The organism is Sphingobacterium tenebrionis (assembly GCF_037126265.1).
Classification (GTDB): Bacteria; Bacteroidota; Bacteroidia; order Sphingobacteriales; family Sphingobacteriaceae; genus Sphingobacterium; species Sphingobacterium tenebrionis.
This window is the reverse complement of record NZ_JAYLLN010000018.1, coordinates 1-22,064: the sequence shown is the minus strand read 5'-3', so window position 1 is coordinate 22,064 and position 22,064 is coordinate 1. Positions and strand designations below refer to the sequence as shown.

The window sequence follows — 22,064 nt, the reverse complement described above, 5'->3', positions numbered from 1 at the left end:
ATGCACGATTTGTCCTAATTATTATCTTATTTCTCATAGTATAGCATTTCCTTATTAATTAATTTTGTATTGCTTGTTTCTGTCAAATTTTTAGTAAACAGGCATTAACAACATTGAAAATAACCAAGAAAGAAAAAGGAAATGAGCGAAGTAGTAGCACAAATAGATTTTAATACTTATATCAATACCTTCAGTAAAGAGCTGAAACAATTATTCCGTGAGGATAACGATATCAATCAACTAAGTTTGAATCGTGATCTTCCGAAGGAGTTTTTGAACAAGATCATGGCGCATAAGCCTTTGGCGGTGGCCATTCCAAAAATTCATGGAGGAAGAGGAGTTTCCGTAAAAGAATGTTTAAGTGTTCTTGCTGCTGCTTCTTATGAATCTCTTCCTTTATCCTTGATGTTCGGGATCAATATTGCTTTATTCTTGGAGCCTTTAGCGAAATATGGACAGTTTCCTGTACAGGAGCGGATTTTTAGCCAGTTTTTGGAAAAAAATGCGATGGGTGGATTAATGATTACCGAGAAAGCGTATGGTAGTGATGCCTTGAATATGAAGACAGCTTATCAGCAGGTTGAAGGATCATACCATATCAAAGGGCAGAAACATTGGCAGGGATTAAGTGGTGCAGCTGATTTTTGGTTGGTTACAGCACGAAAATTTGGCGCGAATGGTGAATTGGCAAGGGATATTGATTTCTTTGTAACAGATAATAATAAACCGGAAGAGCATATTCCAATGGTTCATCGTTATAATAACCTGGGTTTATATGCAATTCCTTATGGAATCAATGAAATTGATGTGGTGGTTCCTGAGGAGCAGAAATTGACTCCTGAAAGTACCGGTATCAAATTGATGTTAGATATGTTGCACCGCAGTAGGTTGCAATTCCCAGGGATGGGAATGGGTTTCATTAAGCGTCTATTGGACGAGACCTTACAGCATTGTCAAGAAAGGATCGTAGGCGGCGCCCCATTGTTGCAGATTGATGCGGTTAAGTATCAGGTGGCAAGAATTCAAGCGGCATATACGATTTGTTCTGGAATGTGTGCATATAGTGTTGGACAGAGTGGGATAGAGCATGATTTGGCGACTTTAAGTGTAGAAGCTAATACCTTGAAAGCATTGGTTACCGATTTGATGCAGGAATCTGCTCAGATCAGCTTGCAATTGGCCGGGGCAAATGGATATCGTTTGGATCATATTGCCGGTAGGGCAGTGGTGGATAGCAGACCATTCATGATTTTTGAAGGATCGAATGAGATGCTGTATAGCCAGATTGCAGAAGGTATTTTGAAATTGATGCGTAAGAGCAAGGAGACTAATCTTTATAATTTCTTAAAAACTTATAAATCCGCGGATATCAGTGCGGATTATTTTAAATCGCAATTGGATTTCTCGGTAGAGGGTAATTTGAAGCAAAGAGACTTGGTGACGATCGGTAGAATGATTGCAAGGGTGATCAGTTTCCAATTTGTATTGAAAATGCAAGGGTTTAACCCTGCTTTGGTGGAAATCACCAGAAAGCATATGCTTATGGATCTAACCATGTTCTTAGGGCAATTGAATGCTAAGAATGAAGCTGATCCTCTGGTGGATTATACCGACAACGCCGACTGGGTTAACTTCCTAGGTTAGTATTCATCCCGCCCTTGCGATTAAGCGTCCTTGCGATTAAGCGTCATTGCGATTAAACGTCATTGCGAGGAGGTTTCCCTGTCATTGCGAGGAGGTACGACGAAGCAATCTTCAAAAATGTCATGCTGAGCGCAGTCGAAGCATCTGTACGATCACCATCCCACAGATCCTTCAACTCCCCTCAACATGACATTTTTTTATGGAAATTTCTCAAAAAATAATCTTTATTCATATACCTAAGATTAAATCCATTATACCAACATACAAATTAGTATATTTAACACTATGGCCGAGAAGTTTTTAATTGATGAACAGACCCTCCGGGATCTCCAACTACGTGATTTTAGCAATCGTACCATTTTCAGTTTTTACGAAGAGGCTGTCATAACCGAAGGCGGCCAAGAATTCTTCCTTTCCGTATTCTACGATCCCGTATTGGATATCGACATCATAAAAAACAGGCAATCCAAAATACGTCGTTTAGAAGCGGTAGCCCATGAGGTTTTCCCATTCTACCGTGTCATCCTCAAAGACATTGAAAAGTTTATTAAAACCAGGCATTCCGGCGGGAGCACCTCCAACGGTCTCATGGATATCTTTGGCATCCGGACACCCGCATATTACTATAAAAAACGAAATATTTTTGAGGTCTGTGATTTCCTGATGGACTCCCAGAAGTTCTATCAAAAGATCTATGACCATACCCCCGATGAGGATCTGAAAGAAATGATCGATACCATTGATTCCTGTTTAGCGAGGATTTTTGATGGTAAACCCAGAGATCCCGAAAAGATCAAAATCAATATTTTCAATATCGATAAATTCGATCGATTGATCCGTTTCGAACTTTCCAGCAGAATAAAGAGAGCTATCAGTTTTTTCTATGAAATAGATGCCTATTTCGCTGTCGCTAAAGTTTCGGAAGCAAGATCATTCTGCTATCCCGAAGTATATCCCAAAAACCAAACGGGAGAGATTTATATGGAAGGTGTTTATCACATTTTCCATAAATCGCCTGTAAAAAACGATCTAAAAATTTCGAAGGATAAAAAGTTATGGTTCCTGACTGGGGCAAATATGGCCGGGAAATCCTCTATCATCAAAACTATATCCTCTGCCTTATACCTCACCCATATTGGTTTTCCAGTCCCCGCAGATCAGATAAAGACCGATCTTATTGACGGTTTATTTACCAGTATCAATCTGCAGGATAACCTGGAAATGGGCTATAGCCATTTTTATGTGGAAGCCATGCGTTTGAAGGATATCGTGGATCAATTGGAACCACATTCCAATGCGTTGATGATATTGGATGAGCTTTTCAAGGGAACCAATCATAGCGATGCTTCCAATGCGATTCTGAAGGTCATGAAGAACCTGGCAGAAGTGGATGGGCCATTTGTGATTGTATCTTCCCACATCACTGAACTATCGGAAGAATTGAAGAAAATAAATACGGTGGATTTCTTTAAGATGAATATCGAAAGTGACCCTGAGGGCTTGCCTATTTTCACCTATAAGATCGTTCCTGGTATTGCGGAAGAAAAGTTAGGCATGTGGTTGCTCAAAAAAAGTGGTGCTTTCGAATCCATCGATAAATTGAAGGATCCAAAAGCACCAGAAATTTCATAAAGAAATGCAGCCTGATTAGGCTGCATTCATCATTTGTCTACATGCATCTGCACATTTCCTACATGCTTCCGCACATTCCTTACAATGGTCCATTCCCATGGAAGCATGTTTCTCACATTCCTCCGCACATGCATCACATATTTCAGCACATAGTGTACAAATATCTTTGCTGAACTTGCCATCCAAACTCATGCTCGTTACGGATGCTTCACAAATAGCTACACATTCCAAATTCAATTGAATACATTTTCTTAAATGCTCCACATTTTCCTCATTCAAACATGCCATTGCACATTGATTACACATCACCACGCATTCGTTGCATGCTTCTATGCATTCCTGGTATTTTGTCTGTATCATAATATTTTGTTTAAATCCTCTATAGAATTCTAAGAGTCCGCCAGTAATTTAATGACCTATCTCTATAGAATGAACAGTTTATACTTGGAATTGTTCTTTTATCATGGTAAAAAAATAACGCATAACCATCTGGTTATGCGTTAATAGGTTTATTGACTCAATTGACTCCTTAGCCCTATTTTTTTAGGTAATTATCAAAGTATTTAGCGATTTTATCGTACATATGAATCCTATCCTTGCCTGAAACATTGTGTTCATGGGTAGGGTATAAGAAATAATCTACTTGTTTACCGGCTTCAATACATTTTTGGATAAACTCCATACTGTGTTGTTGTACCACCACCGGATCCTGCGCTCCATGGATGATCAGTAGGTTCCCTTTCAGTTTATCGGCTTTGTTCAATAGAGAGGTCTTTTCATAGCCTTCCGGATTTTCTTCTGGGGTATCCATATAACGTTCACCATACATCACTTCATAGAATTTCCAGTCCATAACCGGCCCACCGGCCACAGCAGCCTTGAAAATATCATTATGCTTCGTCATTAAGGAGCTTGTCATGAATCCGCCATAACTCCAGCCAAAGATTCCCATATTAGCTGCATCAACATATGGTTGCGATTTTAGGTAGTCAATGCCCACTAATTGATCGGCCATTTCGGCTTCACCCAGGTTGCGGTGGGTTACTCGTGTGAAATCACGGCCACGAGCATCCGAGCCACGGTTGTCTAAGGTGAATACGATGTAACCATTTTGTGCCATGTACATATCGAAGTAGCCTAATCCTCCTAACCATCTATCGGTTACCATTTGAGCGTGTGACCCACCATATAGGTACACCATGACCGGGTATTTTTTGTTTGGATCAAAATTGGTCGGATAAGTTATGCGGGCATTCAAAGGTGTTTTACCATCTGCCGATACGAATGATTTAAATTCGATTTTAGGAAGGTTGATTTTGCCCGTAAAAGGATTCGTAGCATGCAATATAGGCGTTGCTTTGCCGTCTTTCGTTGCAATGACCTGAACGATGTTTGGAGTGTTCAGATTGCTGTACTGATCCAATACATATTTACCACTGTTACTAATGCTGGAATTGTGTACCCCATTGGTTTTGGTCAGTTGGGTAGTTTTTCCATTCTTTAATTCAACTTCAAAAAGATGACGCTCCATACCATTGTTGGTAGCACCAATATAATAGGCTTTCGAACCTTTCTCATCAAAGCCTTGGAAATTGGTCACCAATACATCCTTATAGCCTAATTGGCGGATCAATTTTCCGGAAGTATCATATAGATAAAGTTGGTTATATCCATCCTTATCCGTTTGATAGATGAATTGTTTAGGATTATTCGGTAAGAATGCCAATGCATGTTGAGGTTCAACCCAAGAGTCTGATTTTTCTTCAAACAAAGTTTGAACGAACTCGCCTGTAGAGGCTTTGTATTTATTCAGTTTTAAATGGTCCTGACCACGGTTGAGGACACCAACAAACACGAATTCCCCGGTAGGATCCCAGGTTACTATCGTCAGGTATTGTTCCTTCGGTTCCCCAGTCTGTAAAGTGATGGTCTGTTTCGTCTCGGTGTCATAGATTTTTAGGACAACTTCCTCACTTTTCATACCTGCCATTGGATAACGGATATCTTTGATGCTAGCTACCCGGGTATCCCATTGTGGCAATGGATAATTGCTCACCATGGTTTCGTCTTTGCGATAATACAATAACTTTTTATTATCCGCAGACCACCACATACCCTTATCGATCCCAAATTCATTTCTATGGATCACCGAAGTTCCATTGACAATGCCATCGATGGTATCTTGGGTTACCTGCAACTTCTGGCCATCAGCTTGGTTGATTTCGATGTTATTACCAACCAAATAAGCTGATTGTGTATTTAATGATCCGATTTCTTCTCCTTCACGTTCCTTAGGCAAGGTGTTTTTGACCTGCGCGGTTTTGGTAGCTAGATCGTAAACCAAACCATAGGTGTTGTTTTCCCCAGCAACTTGGAAGGAGATCCTTTTGTTGTCTTCCCATTGGTAGCTGGTTGGGAAATTACGAAGGTTTATTTTTTCATTAGGGAGTACGGTTTTAATGGCCGATTGTAGATCGGATAGGCTAGCGATCTGCTGCGGTTTCCAATTGTTCTTTACATCGAAAGAAACCAAGTTCTGGTAGGTGCTGTCCAAGCTGGAAAAGGCATCCGTATTTTTGATCCATTTTGCGGCAGGAAGGCTTTTTGCAGCGAATTTTCCAGGGCCAAATACTGTTTCGTCAATAGTTAAATTCCTTTGTCCATAAGCGTAGCTTGAACTCAAAAGGAGCAATAACAAGAGTTTTTTCATTCTTTTTGAAAATTTTATGCAGACGAAATTAAGTTTTTATAATGAAATACCCATATATTAAAAAAGGTAAAGCCCGACAAAGAGTTGTCGGGCTTTACCTTGAGGTTCGGTTGTTTAGTTGATTACATCAATTTCTTTTGTTGCATTATGCGTTCTTCCGAACATATCTACGGCTTGGATTTCAATAGAATGTTTACCGGCTTTTAATTTTGGAAGTTTCAATCGCCACACGTGTGCTGAATTGGAAGGATCGCTAGGTCTGCGGCCTTGGATCAATGAATTTGCACCATCATAGGCTAATAATTCCTTCATGTAGGCAGGATCGAAACCTTCTGTTTTTTCCATGTTTTTCCATTCTCCTTGATCGATACGGTAAGTAACCTTATCTGTTGCCGACCCTAGGAAGAAGTTGGCATAGACATGATAACGGCCAGCATATTTCTCTTTGACTACCGAAGGGCCAAATAGACCAATGGTATAATCATCTGCTTTTCCAGCTACTTTATAATCGAAGTTATATTGGTTTCCATCGATATTCAAGATGGCATAACCTTTAGGCGTACCATCACGCATCGTAGACGCAGGGACACCTTTTTCATTCATCTGACCAGAGTACCAGTCGCCAGAAGTTGTTCCCACATTATATTCATGATGAGGTTTTGCACCCAACCAATCGTGTTCCTGGGTGTAGAAGTTCTGCTGCTGATAATGGGTATGTGCCGAAAGAGAAAGGGTGTTTGGGTAATCTTTCAATAGCTCAAACAATCTTTTTCTGTCTTTTTTACGGAAGGATTTGTTGTTTTCAGGGTTCAATGGGATATGGAAAGCAAGTACGATCAACTTATCCTTCGGAACAAATTTCAAATCGTTTGCAATGAATTCCAACTGATCGGCTCTCAAACCACCTTGGTAGCTCTTTCCTGTCTCCGGATGTGGATAAATGATATTATCCAAAATGATGAAGTGTGCATTTCCAACATTGAATGAATAATTATTAGGACCGAAAGTACGTTCGAAACCTTCATCAGCTAAGGAATCTTGAGTCACATCATAATTCATGTCATGGTTTCCCATCACATTGAACCATGGAAGTCCCATTTTGCCAACTGCTGTTTTATAAGAAGAGTGTAAGGTTAGATTATCACCTACTAAATCCCCTAAACTGATACCAAACAAAGGACCTTTTCTTTCTTTTGCCTCATCGATCAAGCCTTTGCTGAAGTATTGGATTTCTTCTTCAGTATACGCTTGAGGGTCTCCGAATACGAATGCCGAAAATTGATTGGATTCCGGTTTAGCTTTTAAGGCGAAGTCGATCGATTTGGGTAATGGACCAGTTGGAGCAACACCTTGATATTTCAATTGTGGTGATCCATTAGGCTTGTGGATGTAATAGAATTTTGGGTGGTTGTCCTGATCAACAGGCAATTCATAACCGGTAGGTTTGATGACAAAAATGATGTTGTCGTTTTGGAAAGGGATTTCATATTTCCCTTTGTTGTTGGTTAGTACAACATCTTTTCCATTACTGATGGCAACACCTTCAATCCCATTTTCTCTACGGTCTTGTTTTCCATTTCCATTTAAGTCGTTAAATACGGTTCCTTTGGCTAGGTCTTGTGCGAAGACCGATCCGGTCATCATACAGGCGATTAATGACCAATATAAATTTTTCATTTATCTTATATTATATTTTTATTTCTTTCAAAAGTAAAGAAACAGCTTTAAAATAAGATTAACAAATGATTAAGGAAGTGTTTATGGGTTTAATTATCTTATTTTTAAGTTCTTCGGTATGGAAATGGAACTAATGAACCGATTATTTAATCGGTTCATTGGTTTGGGCTAGTCTTTGGGAGCCTGTATTTGCAGGGCAAGCAATATCATCCGTTGCATCATAGATCAATTTTTTTGATCCTCTATCTTTAATTAATGTTTCCGGAACATAGATTTGCACTTTGGTTTGCGAATATCCTGAAGGGTAATATCGGATATAATATCCATCGGGATGTAAGGTCCAGATTCCACTCGGAATATCTGCTCTTACTGGCGCCATTCCTGCCATGATCGCATATTTTTCGAACTCGGCATAGGTGTAATTTCCGGAGGAAACCAATTGGCGGATGTTGTTTTCAGCTTCGAAAATCTTTTGGATAGCAGGTGGCATGCTCGATTTGGCTTTCGCCATGACGTCAATTGGGAGGATGCCCAAGGCACCGCCTTCCAATTGCAGGATCTGTTTTGCAGTCAATAGACGTAATGCAGTTTCTTTTACCGGTCCACTGTAATCAATGAACTTTGTTTTGGCAATAATGGTCCAAAGAAGCATTTGAATATCCGTTTGTTGCACTTCAGGATGTTTCTCTGCACTTTTGAGGATAGCGGTTACAATATCCTTTTTCTTACCAAGTATAGGCGCATACATATATCCATCCCCAGCAGACGGAGCGTAGGTTCCTGCTTTTAGGCAATAGCTTTTGTTGATCATTTCAAAATGTCCAGATTGCAGGACATAGCCATCATCGCCATTTTTTGCCAATGTTGAAAATGGCAAGTATTTGGCACTACTTTCAAACTCTGGCATTTCTTTGCCTTCTTGATCCACATCGTCAAAGCTGGTGCTAATGGCTTCGGGTTCCTTTAAAATTTTATCAAGCCCTAATGCCTGTGCACCTTTGGAGGTAACAGCTTTTCCTGCTTTATTCAATAAATCCCCGAATTGGGCAGAAGCCATTTGGGTATTTAAAAGGATGGTAAAAAGTAGAATAGCGCTAATTTTAAGTTTTTTCATTTGATCAGGTAAATTTGATATTGATTTAAAAATAATATAATCTTTTAAATTTACCTGCTCTTTTATTTAAACTATGTATTAAGCTTTGAATAATTACTAATTTTTTTACTATTAAAGATTAAAAGGACACCCAGGATTATTTTAAGCCCATGTATATCGAAATTATTCCATAGGAATTTTTGATAAGGTTCATCCTTCCGAAGGAGAAGCATGTTTTTTATTACAGACAAAATAAAATCTGGAATATTTAGGATGATGATGGCAAGTCCAAGAATAAGCAAAGCGATCTGAAATATCTTTTCATAATTGAATTGGCTGTTTTGAAGGATTTCTTGTTGATTTTCATCCTTTAATTTTAATAGATTAATGATTATTTCTGTTCTGAAAAGTAGAAAATAAGCCAGGATCCATTGAATAAGCAGGAAAATTATTAATGAAGGCAAAATGACTACTGTTTCTCTTGCCATTTGTATGGTAAAAAAGAACATGCTTAATTCCTTGAGGGAATTGATACTCCATAAGAAGAGGATGATTCCAATGATTTTGATCGCAAAAATAAAGAGCTCCGTTTTTTTCATGGTTTGGGAAAATGTGGTATGTGTAGTTTATTTTATAGAAATATGTGGTATGTGTTTGAAAATCAGTGGAAATATAAAATTTCCCTTGTTGTTATACAAGGGAAATTAAAAATTATGTTTTTCAATGGTAGAATTCTTAAAATTTATGCGTGAAAGCTATACTTCCATAAAAGGGTAAAAGTTTCCGACCATCGGCTGGTGCTACCCAACCAATCCTGACCAAATCAAAAAGATTTTTTTATCTCTGTGCTATAGCTTTATTAACTCCAACTTCTGTAGCTATGTTTCTAATATAAGATTAAGACAATCAGTAAGATTTATAGGAAAAGGTGAAAATATTTTTTCATTAAATTGGTTAAAAACGGTCTTTATAAATTAAGTAAAAACCTATTGATTTTTATCCAAAATAAGCACCAAATAAATAATCAATCTTCCCAGTAAGATGATTCCCATTGGATATAAAAAGAACCATTTAAAAGCAGCATACTGCCTATCGGTCCAAGAATCAAAAAATTTAGGGCGTTTCATTCCTTAAGAACAATCAAAAAACAGTATAGTTGATAGAAATTTTTAAACCATAATTAAATAAATGCTTATATTTATTCAAATGTTTAAACAATTCCTCCTTATTGTTTTTTTATTCAGCATTTCAAAGTTATATGCTCAATCAGCATATACTTTAATCTGTAAGGTCGATAGTTCCCTTCACCTTGAAAATGAAATTTTTTATTTAAAGCATATCAACAATGGTGATATAAATCCTATGGTCCATGACTCGGTACAGGTTATGAATCATCAATTTGTTTTCCAAGGAACAATGAATACGCCAGCGGTATACACCCGTTTGATCAGTAAAAAGGATGGCTCTGAGAAATGGTTTATGTTAAGTTCTGGTACCAGCCATGCCGTTTTATCCAAGCCAAATTTCAATCCAAAAAGCGGGAAGCCCTTAGGAATAAGCAGTTCATTCACTATCCCAGGAGACGAAAGGTTCCGATTAATGGAGATCACCGATAAGTTATATGATCTGTATGTGGAGGAGATCGATAAATTTAGGGAGCTTTCCAATTCCAGCAAGGAAGAGACAATTCAGGATCAATTGATGGATTCTTCCTTTCATTATCTGGACAAAAAAAACCCTTACCTAATCACATTGATAGAAGAGAACCCTTCAAATTATACTTCCCTATATCTATTAAGTTATTATCGGCCAAACCTATTGAACAAAGATGTTGGAAAATTGGAACAACTCTTCAATGGGTTGGATGAAAGCTTGAGGCAAAGCGAAGAAGGCAAACGACTTCAAAAGATTATCAACGCCAAAAAGCATATAAATGTAGGCATGATGGCTCCAGATTTTTCCATGAAAGATATGCATGGAAAGACCATAAAATTAAGTGATTTTAGGGGTAAAAAAGTACTCTTGGATTTTTGGGCAAGTTGGTGTGTTCCCTGTATCGAAAATCTTCCTAAACTAAAAGAATATGCTGAAAGAGAGAATTTTACCGTATTGGCCATTTCTTTGGACCATGATCGGAATAATTGGTTAAAAGCTATAAAAAATCATAAATTCGATTGGGCCATTCATATTTCTGAACTTCAGGGATGGAAAGGGCCGATCGTTCAGAACCTCTATAACATTGAATCCATACCTAGAAGCATCATCATTGATGAAAAGCGCAAAATGATACACATTGATTTAAAATTATAATTCCTAATTCTTTCCCGTAGATCTCCTTCCTCCTGAAAGTACAGCAAGAAAACCCACTAAAATTTGCTTATTAGTTTAATTTTCTCTATATTTGTAATCATTAATTATTGAATTGAACAGCAGAATCTAAACCTTTATTCTGCATTAAAGCCGTAAAGTTTGATTGAAATACATGTTATTGGTCAACCAATACATCGGCTATTTATTGCTTTAAAACCTAAGTAAAAACAATTAGAGAAATGAAAAACATGTTATTAGCAACTGATTTAGATGGGACCTTCCTAGGAGGACAGATGGAAGAACGATTACGTCTCTATCAGATCATAAAAGAAAATAAGAATATACAACTGGTCTTTGTTACAGGCAGGGGTATGGAATCGGTCATTCCCTTATTGAACGACCCCACCATTCCAACACCAGATTATGTCATTGCAGATGTGGGATCTACAATTTTTGATGGTAACTCCTTGGCGGCAATCGACCCGATACAACATGAAATAGAAATAAATTGGCCTTCTGTTTATGAACTGCAGGAGGCCTATGCCGATATTCCCGGATTGGTGTACCAAAATGTACCCCAACAGCGACGTTGTTCCTATTATTACGATTCGGAAACCGATCTTGAAACGGTTCAAGAAATTGCGGATGAAATGGGTTGTGATGTGATCACATCGGTGAATAAATATTTAGATATTATGCCCAAAGGAGTCAATAAGGGTAATACACTAAAAAAACTTGTTGACCTATTGGAAATCCCATACGAGCAGGTGCTCGTAGCTGGCGATACCCTGAATGACCTTTCTTTATTTCAAACCGGGTTCGAAGGTGTTGCGGTTGGGGATTCCGAAGAGGCCCTATTAGAAGCTACCAAGGGACTTTCCAATGTCTACCAAGCGGAAGATGCTGGGGCTGCAGGTATCCTGGAAAGTATGGAAAGGCATGAAAGATTTCGGGCCTACGTTTCCAATATACCATCTGAACCCATGCTCCTGGATTCTTCAGAAAACAAACAGCTGATCATGGTATACCATCGATTACCCTATGAACGCAAAATGGTAGATGGTGAACTCAAACAGGTGGCTCCTCAAAGTCCAAATGGCATTATCCCATCGTTATTGGGACTTTTCGAACAGGGAAGACCTGGCGTCTGGATAGGTGAGGAGGTCGATCTCGGTGAGAACCAGAGCACAGAAAAGCAAAAAGTAGATGTAGAAAAATATCCCCATTTAGATGTATCCGCTATAACACTTTCCCAAAAAGATATCGATCAGTTCTATCGGGTATTTTCAAAGGAAGCCTTTTGGCCAACGATATTTTCCTTCGTCGATAAAGCGAAATTCAATCACAAAGATTGGGACCATTATTTGAAGATCAACAGGTTGTTTGCAGAAAGGATCGCAAGAGAAGCAGACCGAGAAGCCCTGGTCTGGATTCATGAGTATAACCTGTGGATGGTACCCTCTTTCCTAAAAATGTTGCGCCCCGACCTGAAGATTGGATTTTTCCACCATACAGCATTCCCAGCCGCCGATATCTTCAATACCATTCCATGGCGACGGGAAATCATCGGAAGCCTTTTGATGTGTGATTTCATCAGTTTCCACATACCGAGGTATGTAGAGAATTTTATTGATGTTTTAAGGAGCCATACGCCGTTCGAAATAGAAAAAACAGTAAATGTTTCCAATCAGTTTCTGACCTATAGCATGGCGTTAGGGGTGGAGCATATGACCAAAATCATTTCGGTAGAAGGTCGTACCATTCGCTTAGGGGCGCAGCCAGTTGGAGTAAATTTCGAGTTGATCGAAAGGATCCTATCCCAGGAATCCATACAGAAGCGAATTGAAGGGTATAAAGCAGAAGCAGCAAAAACGGGTATAAAACGTATCGTTTCCATCGAACGGATGGACTATGTCAAAGGGCCTTTGGAAAAGGTACAGGCTTTTGGAGAATTCTTGAAACAACATCCTGAATTTCAGGGTAAAGTGGAATTGATCAATGTATGCACCCCACCCTCCAAAGGGATGCGGATATACGATAAGATTCGTGACCAAGTAAACCAGGCCGTTGGGGAGATCAATGGTAAATACGCCACTTTAGATTGGACCCCTATACAGTATTTCTACCAGGCATTACCGTTTGAGGAAGTTCTTATCCAGTATGCTTTGTCGGATGTTGCTTGGATCACCCCATTAAGGGATGGATTGAACCTGGTTTCCAAAGAATTTGTTGCTACGCAAGGAGTACTAAAACAGGCGGGGGTTCTGGTTTTATCCGAATTTGCCGGCGCATCAGTGGAACTTCCTTATTGCGTTCCAACAAATCCTTACGATCAGTTGAGCATGATCGAGTCTTTACACCAAGCATTGACCATGGAAGAGGAGGAAGCCCGGATCAGGATCAGAAGGTCGCTCCAGCAAATCAGACATTACGATATCCATTACTGGGGAAAGGATTTTGTGAGGGAATTGGAAAGTTCAGATGAATTAAGCGTATAAACAAAATATAAAAATGCAAGTAGAACAGTTAGAAAACGTTGAAGGGAAAATAGAAAAATTTATAGATAGTGCGATAGCCTATGCGCCGATCTTGATCAGTTCCATTTTATCGGCTGCATTAGTCTTATTTCTGGGACTTTGGTTGATCCGAATGGTTAGAAGGCTTGTAGATAAGATCTTCATCAAACGGGAGGTCGATCCAAGCATCCGTACCTTTCTTGGCAACCTGATCAATTGGATATTAAAGGTAATGTTGTTTATTGTGGTTGTAAGTCAGTTGGGCGTACAGACCTCTACATTTATTGCTGTAATCGGTGCAGCCGGGTTGGCTATTGGTCTTTCCCTGCAAGGCTCCCTATCAAATTTTGCCGGTGGAGTACTTATCCTACTCTTTAAACCATTCCGTGTGGGAGATTATATTTCTTCCTCTAGTGGTGTGGACGGCACTGTTAGGGTGATCGATATCTTCAACACCCGATTGGTAACCCCGCAGAATCAATTGGTTATTATTCCAAACGGGGAATTATCAAACAGTAATATCACCAACTTTACGGAATTGGGTACCCGCAGGACTTGGTTTGATATAGGGGTATCCTATGATGCAGACCTACGTTTGGCAAAATCCATTCTATTGGAGTGTATCCGCAAAAATGAATATGCCTTTAACGATCCTGCACCAGATGTGGTGGTTACCAGTTTGGGAGACAGCGCAATCAATCTTTCCGTACGTGTAACGACCAGCAATGAACATTTCTGGGCTATGCAGGAACAACTCATCATCAGCTGCAAGGAAGCCTTGGATTCAGCAAGCATAGAGATACCATTTCCACAAACAGATATCCATATAAAGCGAAAATAATACATCTCTATTGTCATTTTTAAGAGGGATATTGACGTCTTGGCTTATAAATTGTAGGGAGGTAATTTATTATTGGAAAAGCTCAGCAAAAGAAGAGATGACACTTAAACTAGGTTTCAATACGAATTATCAGAAAAATATATTTACCGGATACCAGAAACATATCCTTACTGGTTTCTTTTCTATATTATTATTAGCTGGACAGGCGCAAGAGAAAGAAAAGCAGGAACCTGCTACTTTGGATTCCATAGAAATAGTAAGGGATTACCGTCCGATGCTAGCGGATGTGGTCAAAATCAGGCGTACTCCGGATATGGACATCGATCGGAAAGCATTGGAAGTAGAATTGCGGCAGATCGCTGCCGGCATGTTCTATTCCCGCTACGATTTCCGCGAACCCTTCCATAGTCCTTTGCCGGAAAGATACCCCAATGCTTCCCGAAATAATATTGATAATAACCGGATAGGTATCATGGCCTATCGGGGTAAAGAATATGAACGTGCCAGTTCCATCCTGAAGAAGGTGGAGCCGGGAGATGCTTTTTATCAGAGTTCCATCATCGCCCTAGGAAAGATTGCACAGGAAAATGGCGATAAAGTAAATGCCAGGAATGCATTCTACAAAGCATCCCAACTGAGTTTCGATAAGGAATTGAAAGCCGATGCCTTATACAACTATGCGAAGATGCTAAATGAATTGGATTCGGTGCAGGTATCCTTACAACCTTTAAAGGATTATCTTGCCCTGCGATTTGAGGGCGTAGATTTAAGCGCCAACCAAAAGGAAACCACGGAATCGCGAATGGCGGAGATCCTCTCCGGAAGTAGCAATTTTGAGACTGCCGTTTATCTGTTGGAATCCTTCAGTAATCGAGATCAGAAAGCAGAAGAGGTCTACCAGAAGATTACCTATTATCGAGGTTTGGAGTTCTATAACGAACGTGCGTTCGAAAACAGTATTTCCATGTTCATGCGGGCCGAAAAATCTACCTTAAATCCCGAAATGGCAGCATTGGCAACCTATTGGAAAGCAGAAGCCATGTACGAAGTCCGCAAATTCAGCGAAGCAGTCGACAACTTCAGCAGATTCCTTCGTCTACCAGCAGCGAAAAATACCTCTGTATATAATTATGCAAATTACGCTTTGGCCTATGCGGCATTCCGCATCAATAGGTACAGCGTGGCTGCCGATTATTTCGAGCGGTTTTTAGCATCGGAGGGAAGCTCTTTAGATAAGAAGGTGAAATACGATGTGATGGCTCGATTGGGAGATTCCTACCTCACCATGCGTAATTATGAAAAAGCTAAAGGTTTTTATGATCAATTGATCAGCGAGAAGGCACCGAACCAAGATTATGCCTTGTTTCAACAGGGAATTATACAAGGCTTGCAGGGAAATAATGAAGGAAAATTACAAACCTTGCTATCTGTTGTAGAAAAATATCCAGGATCCAACTATGCAGATGATGTGGCCTTTGAGATCCCATACATGTATTTTACGATGGGTGAGTATGATGCTGCAATAGAAGGGCTTCAGAAGATGGTCAAGCAATATCCTCGAAGTAGTTATGTGCCTAGAGCCTTAGTAACCATTGGTTTGGTTCAATACAATAAGGATGAAACGGAAGCAGCTATGGCTACCTTCCAAAAAGTGGTGAAGGATTTCAGTACAACTTCAGAGGCCGCACAGGCCATGGCTTCCATTGAAAGTATTTATCTGGATCAAGGCGATGCGCCGAGTTATATTGAATATGCCATCAATAACAATATCAGTAACCTGAGTGAGGCAGAGCAGGATAACATGGCATTCCAAGCAGGAAGAACCTTGTTTGCGAGAGGACAGTATGGACCAGCTGTTGAGGCGATCAATGCTTATTTTGATAAGTTTCCAAAACCTAGACAAGAGAAACATGCGCGTTATATCCGTGGAGTGAGCTTATACCATACCAATAAGCCCCAGGAAGCCCTGCATGATCTGAATATCATTCTGAACGATTGGACCAGCCCTTATACCGAGAAAACCTTAATGACTGCTGCGGCACTTTACCTGAGTCTAAAGGAATACAACGAGGCGATTGTGCATCTTAAAAAGTTGGAGCTGAATAATGACTATAAGGAAAATTATGGTTATGCGGTCACGAATCTGATGATCTGTTATTTTGAATTAGGCGATTACGAACAGATGAATAAGTATGCGAAGTTGGTTCAGGGCTATGAAAAGGCTACGGAAGAGGAAATTGCTACGGCGCATCTGTATGCGGCTAAGGCCAGTTTAAAGCAGGAAAACAAAGAAAATGCTTTAAAAGAGTTTAATCTGGCGGCATTGAAGAGCCAAGGGGCTGTGAGTGCTGAGGCGAGGTATCGTGTGGGATTGATGCAATATGATAACAAGGAATACGACAAAGCCCAAAAATCAGCTTTTGATGTGATCGAGAATATGGATTCGCATGATTACTGGGTGGCGAAGAGCTTTATCCTCCTTGCAGATACTTATTCCCGCAAAGGGGATAATGTTCAGGCAAGAAGTACCTTGGAAAGTGTGATCGAAAATTATGAAGGTGATGATGATATTATTCCTACAGCAACCGACCGTTTACAGAAATTAAAGAAGAAATAATTTTATAAATAATCATCAAGACTTTCTTGAGATGATTTGGATAGACCTGGGATTACATTTCCAGGTCTATTCGTTTTCCATTCTTCCAATAGCAGGGTTTGTAGGCTGTTGGAACAACGCCAGTTGCACCTGTTATATAGACATCTGTACCATCGACGAATATTCCATAGGCCTGTGCATTATCTTCCAGCTCATGGATTTCTCCGTTCTTCCAGTAGCAGGCTGTATGGCCGGTACTGTTTGAATTCCTTTTATTGATCAGCCCCACAGCATAAAGGTCATTGCCGTTTTTGATGATTTGATGGACTTCGCCATGTAGGTTTTTATTCAATACAATTGCCTCGGTATTTTTCCAGTACATGGGGATTCCACACAATCCTGCCACATAGGTCTCTTCTGGAGAATGCCTATATATTGATGTGATACCATTGAATACTTGGGATTCTTTTGGAATGATCAATTCGGTAAAGCCACTGTTTTCTTCCCAAAAGAAAGCCGATTTGGGAGCAAAGGCAGATCCAATTTCTGTTCCGACAAATTTACCATAGGTTCCAGCAAAAATCGGTTTATTATGGTAAAAGCTTACTGCTGAAATGGTTCCCGTACTATCAGACGATAGTTTTATCTCCTTGCCATTGAGGAAATAGGGCATAAGTTCTTTCTCTCTGAAAGCGGATTGGAAAAATTGAAATTCTTGTATGTTTCCTTGGTTATCTTTGTAATTATAAACAATTCTGCTTTGGTTATTAATTGCCTCCCGGAAACCGCTTTGATTTTTAATCTGGTTCATGAAAGCTGATTTTTCTGTAGATTTTCCATTCACCCAAAATTTGGAACTTATTTCTCTGTTTTTTGCTTTTACGCCACTGATTAGGATGTTCCCATTTATTACTTGAATGGAACTTCCGAATTGTAAATGGTAATTCAGTTCAGCATCATTTCCATCTGTATCGAATAAGGAATTTTTACAGCTAGGGAAAAGGGAAGTGGTAATGGCGAGTAAAAGCAGAATGCTGAACTTAAAAAATGGATTGAATTTGTTTTTAAACAGGATATTATACATAATTGGGCTTTGTAAATAAAATGGTTTTTAATTCGTTAATATTTAGCTAACGAGTAAAGGATTATTTCTGCTACAATGATGCGGTATCTAGTTTAAATTATTGAAAACCTCTATTTAATAATATAATTACCTAGGTTGGCTTGTTTATTTTTATGAGCATGGTATATTTGAATATGGTATTTCATTATTTGATATCCTATGAAATATCTCATTTAAGAAAAAACACTAGCTAATTTTATAATTCTGTCTACACATGAGAATATTTTTAATAATCGTCCTATCCACTTTTAGTTTTGTTTGTTTGTATGGACAAGATAATGCTGTCAGGTTTAACGAAGCTTACATTAAACTCAACGATAATAAGGTAAATATTGAGATACCGGAGGTACAGGAGTTGACTTTAATCATGATGGCGATTACAGATCATGGACTTAAGGACTCCAATATGGTCAATCACAAAAACAGTTACCATCAAGAGGTCCTAAGTCATTTCAGTAAATTCAAAGACCATAAGGCAATTAAGATATGTGATTCATTATTGCAGAAAAGCCTTATTTATTACATTTTGATATCTTCCAATTCCTATGGATTCCAATTTGATGGCGACAGTTTGATTAGGACAAATGTGTATACATTTCCTGGAAAGGGGGTAGGAACAGTGGAGATTCATGAAGATCCAATAGTATTATATCGGAAAGAAATTGAGGATTTCGCCAAGAAATCAGGATTTAGGAAATTTTATCAATCTCATAAGCCTTATTATCAAACTATTATAGATGATTATATCAAATATGCGGCAATAGATAAACAAAAGAAATGGCTAGAAAGTAAATTTGATTATAAAATCAATAGTTATCGGGTTTTGACCTCGGGACTTATAGGTGGCATAAATGCAACACATACTTTTGAAGATAATAATTTTAAGGAAATGCTCTTGTATTTACCGGTAATCAAACATCAAGCAGATATAGATCAAGATTTTAATAGGGCTTTGAACAGTAGGGTGATTTTTACAGAAATTGATCATAATTATGTAGGTCCACTAAGTTCAACGTTTAAGAACCATATCGATACTATTTTTGATAGGAGATCAATTTGGGTGGATTCAACGAACAAATCAACCAATCATTATCCCAATCCTATTAAAGTTTTTGATGAGTATTTAACCTGGGGATTGTTCATTTTGTACATCATGGATACCGAACCCAAAAATCAAATTCTTCTATCGAAAGTCAGAGAAAATATTGATGACAGGATGAAGTTAAAAGGCTTCCCTAAATCAAAAGAATTTAATGAAGAACTTGTTCGTCTTTATAATCAGAATGATTTTCCAAAGATAAGGAACATTTATACGGATTTGCTTAAGTGGTCCTCGAAGCAATAGACAGGATAGCTTTTAAGGTCTAAGAATAGGTGAAATAAGTTGTATTAAAGGTTTTTAGTTTGTAGCAGGTAGGATAATGGAAATAAAGGATAAATCGGATTTTGACACTATGTTTCTAGATAGGTTCGGGGATATTAGCAAAATAACTTTGAGTAATATCAAGAAAAATAGAATTAGAATTAATCTGGGTGAAGATCTGGATGGAAAATCTAGGGTAAACCAAGCTTTAAAAAGGAGCAAAGCGGTTTTGGATTTCTGTTTTAAAGGTAAGGAAATATGGTTGCAGATTATTTTGTGGGATAATGATGCCTTGATAGCATTAAAAACTGCAGGTATCAATCCTGATTATGCAGATAATAAACTTGAATGGAAAGAGGATGATAATAATTTTTTAGGCCTTAATTATAAACAGTACTCTTTTCAAAAGATATTACCTATATGTTTGTCAATTATAAACTTTGACCTTGCTTATTCTCCATCAGCTAATATAACCTGTTATTTTATTGATTTTGTAGAGCCTATAATTGTAAATATTTATGATGATAGAGGATGCGATATATACTCCCCGAGTAGATCGTTATTTAGGAAGATTAATCCCGATATTCTATTTAAATAAATTAATAGTTGTTTTTGAAGCTAGACAAAGTACTACCATACCTGATCAAAATCCAACCGCTTTTAGAGTTTGGCTAATCTGCGGCTCGGTCAGGCTATAATGTTGTCACTTTTTTTGATACAAAAATACCGCCAACAGTCTTCATCTATTTCATAGTTAATGTTGAATCATGCTTGCGCATTTCTCTTCAACGACCTTCGCTCAACTCGCAGGACGGCGAGTGAACTTATTTAACTTAAGTGTTAAAATCCCCAATTATTTGGAATCGATTTGTAATATTTTCTAATCTTTTAACTAGGGGCATTATATAAGTCTGGTCAAAATGCATTTCAAATTGAAGTTGTGTTGAATATATTCCTGGTTTGTCATTACAAGTAATTTGAATTGTAAAGTTTCCTGTATTATCACCCTGAATTATAAGTTCCAAATAACCTTCTAAGTCATTAAAAGTCATTTTGTCATTTAAGTTATTATATAACCGACTTAAGCCTTCTTTTAGAATTTTAAAGTCAAAAGTTGTTAAATCTGCTTCATAAGAGCCAATAAAACCTCCTGATTTTAGTTCAATTTGAGTTTTTATCCAATTTTTATCCCAATCTGAACCATCATTCATTTTGCCTATTGGAGTGATTCTGATGAACTGTCCATCATCATTAATTTCAAATTTTAGGTCTTCGTCTAATTGCATAATTTACTACTAAAGCTCTTAATCAAATATAAACAATTTGGACACGAAAATTTACAGGGGGTATAGATGTAAAGTATAAAGTCCAAATATTTCTATGTTTTATCTAAAAGTGAACCAAGATTGAACCAAAACAAAGGGTTTTTTATTATTTTTTTGTAAAATTAGCTTTGATTAATTAACAGAGTGTTTACAGGTTCACTTCTTGTTAATTAGGGTTAAATATCTGAATAGGAGAGGTTTACAAACAAAAAATCCCCACATTTCTGTAGGGCACTGAAAAAGTCCTCTTTTAGATTGGGCTAAAAAAAGGAGTGGAAAACAACAGTTTTCTGCTCCTTTTTTCGTATCTTAAAGTAGGCTTTAACGGACATCAGGATGCTTTCTACCCAACAAAAAATACAGTTCAGTTCCTATTCGGGATTGTACGATATCATTGTTCCAAAAGACAATCTACTTCGCAAAATCAACGATCTTATCGATTTCAGTTTTATACATGACGAGCTTCTGGAGAAGTATTGCCGGACCAATGGACGCAACGCTGAAAGTCCAATCAAGATGTTCAAATACCTTCTGTTAAAGACTATCTATACCGTTTCAGATGTCGATGTCGTTGAGCGTTCCAGATATGATATGTCCTTTAAATATTTTCTTGAAATGGCTCCTGAGGAGGATGTGATCAATCCAAGTTCGCTCACTAAATTCCGTAAACTACGATTAAAGGACATGGATCTATTGAACCTGTTAATCAACAAGACCGTAACGATCGCTCTCGAAAAGGGTATTATAAAATCAAGGTCCATCATCGTAGACGCGACCCATACCCATTCCAGATCTAACCCCTATTCAGCATTAGAAGTCCTCAAGGAGCGTTCCAAGCTGTTAAGGAAAGCGATATATCAGATAGATGAGGACTACAAAGGGCGTCTGCCACAAAAGAACGAGTCCAACGACCTGGACCAGGAACTTACCTATTGCAGGGAATTACGGAGAGTGCTGGATCAGGATCAATCCATCAGTGAAATACCGGCTGTAAAGGAAAAGCTGAACCTGTTGAAGGAAACCATCGAGGACATAAAAGAATACTATCTGCTCTCTAAAGATGATGAAGCCAGGCTTGGATATAAATCTGTAGACAGTAGTTTCTTTGGTTATAAAACACATCTGGCGATGACCGAGGAACGCATCATCACAGCAGCGGTCGTTACTACGGGCGAAAAAGGTGATGGTCCGGAACTGCCCCGGTTATTGGAGATCAGTAGGCAGAATGGAATGG

At 38.5% G+C, this 22,064-nt stretch carries 16 protein-coding genes; 9 read left to right on the top strand and 7 right to left on the bottom strand.

Going from position 1 to position 22,064, the window contains the following annotated elements; translation table 11 throughout:
* Window positions 1–141: 141 nt before the first annotated feature.
* The gene (locus tag VJ786_RS08720) at window positions 142–1,644 is read left to right on the top strand and encodes an acyl-CoA dehydrogenase family protein (protein WP_134776716.1); all 1,503 of its coding nucleotides are present in this window, start codon (window positions 142–144) and stop codon (window positions 1,642–1,644) included.
* A gap of 285 nt (window positions 1,645–1,929) precedes the next feature.
* Window positions 1,930–3,276 (top strand): MutS-related protein, encoded by a 1,347-nt coding sequence (locus tag VJ786_RS08715; RefSeq protein ID WP_134776715.1) that lies wholly within the window; start codon window positions 1,930–1,932, stop codon window positions 3,274–3,276.
* 15 nt (window positions 3,277–3,291) lie between these two features.
* On the opposite strand, the gene VJ786_RS08710 is transcribed toward VJ786_RS08715, so the two are convergent.
* From VJ786_RS08710 to VJ786_RS08690, 5 genes are all read right to left on the bottom strand, one after another.
* Window positions 3,292–3,636: a four-helix bundle copper-binding protein gene (locus tag VJ786_RS08710; protein WP_099366365.1), complete on the bottom strand. Its 345-nt coding sequence runs from the start codon at window positions 3,634–3,636 to the stop codon at window positions 3,292–3,294.
* 175 nt (window positions 3,637–3,811) lie between these two features.
* Window positions 3,812–5,986 (bottom strand): S9 family peptidase, encoded by a 2,175-nt coding sequence (locus VJ786_RS08705; RefSeq protein ID WP_134776714.1) that lies wholly within the window; start codon window positions 5,984–5,986, stop codon window positions 3,812–3,814.
* A 114-nt stretch (window positions 5,987–6,100) separates the two neighbouring features.
* Complete coding sequence (locus VJ786_RS08700; protein WP_336557632.1) at window positions 6,101–7,663, bottom strand: calcineurin-like phosphoesterase C-terminal domain-containing protein; 1,563 nt, start codon at window positions 7,661–7,663, stop codon at window positions 6,101–6,103.
* 142 nt (window positions 7,664–7,805) lie between these two features.
* Entirely contained in the window at window positions 7,806–8,777 is a 972-nt protein-coding gene (locus tag VJ786_RS08695) for a hypothetical protein (RefSeq protein ID WP_134776712.1), read from the bottom strand.
* 71 nt (window positions 8,778–8,848) lie between these two features.
* Entirely contained in the window at window positions 8,849–9,355 is a 507-nt protein-coding gene (locus VJ786_RS08690; RefSeq protein ID WP_134776711.1) for a hypothetical protein, read from the bottom strand.
* Window positions 9,356–9,944: 589 nt separating this feature from the next.
* Between VJ786_RS08690 and VJ786_RS08685 the strand changes: the two genes are divergently transcribed.
* The 4 genes from VJ786_RS08685 (at window position 9,945) to VJ786_RS08670 (ending at window position 17,040) form a co-directional block, all read left to right on the top strand.
* Window positions 9,945–11,066 (top strand): TlpA disulfide reductase family protein, encoded by a 1,122-nt coding sequence (locus VJ786_RS08685; protein ID WP_134776710.1) that lies wholly within the window; start codon window positions 9,945–9,947, stop codon window positions 11,064–11,066.
* 239 nt (window positions 11,067–11,305) lie between these two features.
* Window positions 11,306–13,564 carry a glucosylglycerol-phosphate synthase gene (gene ggpS / locus VJ786_RS08680; RefSeq protein ID WP_245153290.1) on the top strand — a complete coding sequence of 753 codons (2,259 nt, stop codon included), beginning with the start codon at window positions 11,306–11,308 and terminating at the stop codon, window positions 13,562–13,564.
* A 13-nt stretch (window positions 13,565–13,577) separates the two neighbouring features.
* Window positions 13,578–14,423: a mechanosensitive ion channel family protein gene (locus tag VJ786_RS08675; protein WP_134776709.1), complete on the top strand. Its 846-nt coding sequence runs from the start codon at window positions 13,578–13,580 to the stop codon at window positions 14,421–14,423.
* Between the two features lie 97 nt (window positions 14,424–14,520).
* A complete protein-coding gene (locus VJ786_RS08670; RefSeq protein WP_336557631.1) occupies window positions 14,521–17,040 on the top strand; it encodes a tetratricopeptide repeat protein in 2,520 nt (839 codons plus the stop codon).
* Between the two features lie 52 nt (window positions 17,041–17,092).
* On the opposite strand, the gene VJ786_RS08665 is transcribed toward VJ786_RS08670, so the two are convergent.
* On the bottom strand, window positions 17,093–18,103 hold the full coding sequence (locus VJ786_RS08665; protein WP_134776707.1) for a hypothetical protein: 1,011 nt from the start codon (window positions 18,101–18,103) through the stop codon (window positions 17,093–17,095).
* A gap of 253 nt (window positions 18,104–18,356) precedes the next feature.
* On the opposite strand from VJ786_RS08665, the gene VJ786_RS08660 reads away from it, so the two are divergent.
* Both VJ786_RS08660 and VJ786_RS08655 read left to right on the top strand, forming a co-directional pair.
* A complete protein-coding gene (locus tag VJ786_RS08660; protein ID WP_134776706.1) occupies window positions 18,357–19,487 on the top strand; it encodes a DUF4932 domain-containing protein in 1,131 nt (376 codons plus the stop codon).
* 76 nt (window positions 19,488–19,563) lie between these two features.
* The gene (locus VJ786_RS08655) at window positions 19,564–20,103 is read left to right on the top strand and encodes a DUF3885 domain-containing protein (RefSeq protein WP_134776705.1); all 540 of its coding nucleotides are present in this window, start codon (window positions 19,564–19,566) and stop codon (window positions 20,101–20,103) included.
* Window positions 20,104–20,338: 235 nt separating this feature from the next.
* On the opposite strand, the gene VJ786_RS08650 is transcribed toward VJ786_RS08655, so the two are convergent.
* A complete protein-coding gene (locus VJ786_RS08650) occupies window positions 20,339–20,791 on the bottom strand; it encodes a WapI family immunity protein (RefSeq protein WP_134776704.1) in 453 nt (150 codons plus the stop codon).
* Between the two features lie 375 nt (window positions 20,792–21,166).
* Between VJ786_RS08650 and VJ786_RS08645 the strand changes: the two genes are divergently transcribed.
* The coding region (locus VJ786_RS08645; RefSeq protein WP_336557628.1) for a transposase at window positions 21,167–22,064 on the top strand (898 nt) is incomplete at its 3' end.

Bases quoted from the DNA above. Each gene is read 5' to 3' on its own strand.
- VJ786_RS08720 (WP_134776716.1), top strand. From the start codon at position 142: ATGAGCGAAGTAGTAGCACAAATAGATTTTAATACTTATATCAATACC.
- VJ786_RS08715 (WP_134776715.1), top strand. From the start codon at position 1,930: ATGGCCGAGAAGTTTTTAATTGATGAACAGACCCTCCGGGATCTCCAA.
- VJ786_RS08710 (WP_099366365.1), bottom strand. From the start codon at position 3,636: ATGATACAGACAAAATACCAGGAATGCATAGAAGCATGCAACGAATGC.
- VJ786_RS08705 (WP_134776714.1), bottom strand. From the start codon at position 5,986: ATGAAAAAACTCTTGTTATTGCTCCTTTTGAGTTCAAGCTACGCTTAT.
- VJ786_RS08700 (WP_336557632.1), bottom strand. From the start codon at position 7,663: ATGAAAAATTTATATTGGTCATTAATCGCCTGTATGATGACCGGATCG.
- VJ786_RS08695 (WP_134776712.1), bottom strand. From the start codon at position 8,777: ATGAAAAAACTTAAAATTAGCGCTATTCTACTTTTTACCATCCTTTTA.
- VJ786_RS08690 (WP_134776711.1), bottom strand. From the start codon at position 9,355: ATGAAAAAAACGGAGCTCTTTATTTTTGCGATCAAAATCATTGGAATC.
- VJ786_RS08685 (WP_134776710.1), top strand. From the start codon at position 9,945: ATGCTTATATTTATTCAAATGTTTAAACAATTCCTCCTTATTGTTTTT.
- ggpS (WP_245153290.1), top strand. From the start codon at position 11,306: ATGAAAAACATGTTATTAGCAACTGATTTAGATGGGACCTTCCTAGGA.
- VJ786_RS08675 (WP_134776709.1), top strand. From the start codon at position 13,578: ATGCAAGTAGAACAGTTAGAAAACGTTGAAGGGAAAATAGAAAAATTT.
- VJ786_RS08670 (WP_336557631.1), top strand. From the start codon at position 14,521: ATGACACTTAAACTAGGTTTCAATACGAATTATCAGAAAAATATATTT.
- VJ786_RS08665 (WP_134776707.1), bottom strand. From the start codon at position 18,103: ATGTATAATATCCTGTTTAAAAACAAATTCAATCCATTTTTTAAGTTC.
- VJ786_RS08660 (WP_134776706.1), top strand. From the start codon at position 18,357: ATGAGAATATTTTTAATAATCGTCCTATCCACTTTTAGTTTTGTTTGT.
- VJ786_RS08655 (WP_134776705.1), top strand. From the start codon at position 19,564: ATGGAAATAAAGGATAAATCGGATTTTGACACTATGTTTCTAGATAGG.
- VJ786_RS08650 (WP_134776704.1), bottom strand. From the start codon at position 20,791: ATGCAATTAGACGAAGACCTAAAATTTGAAATTAATGATGATGGACAG.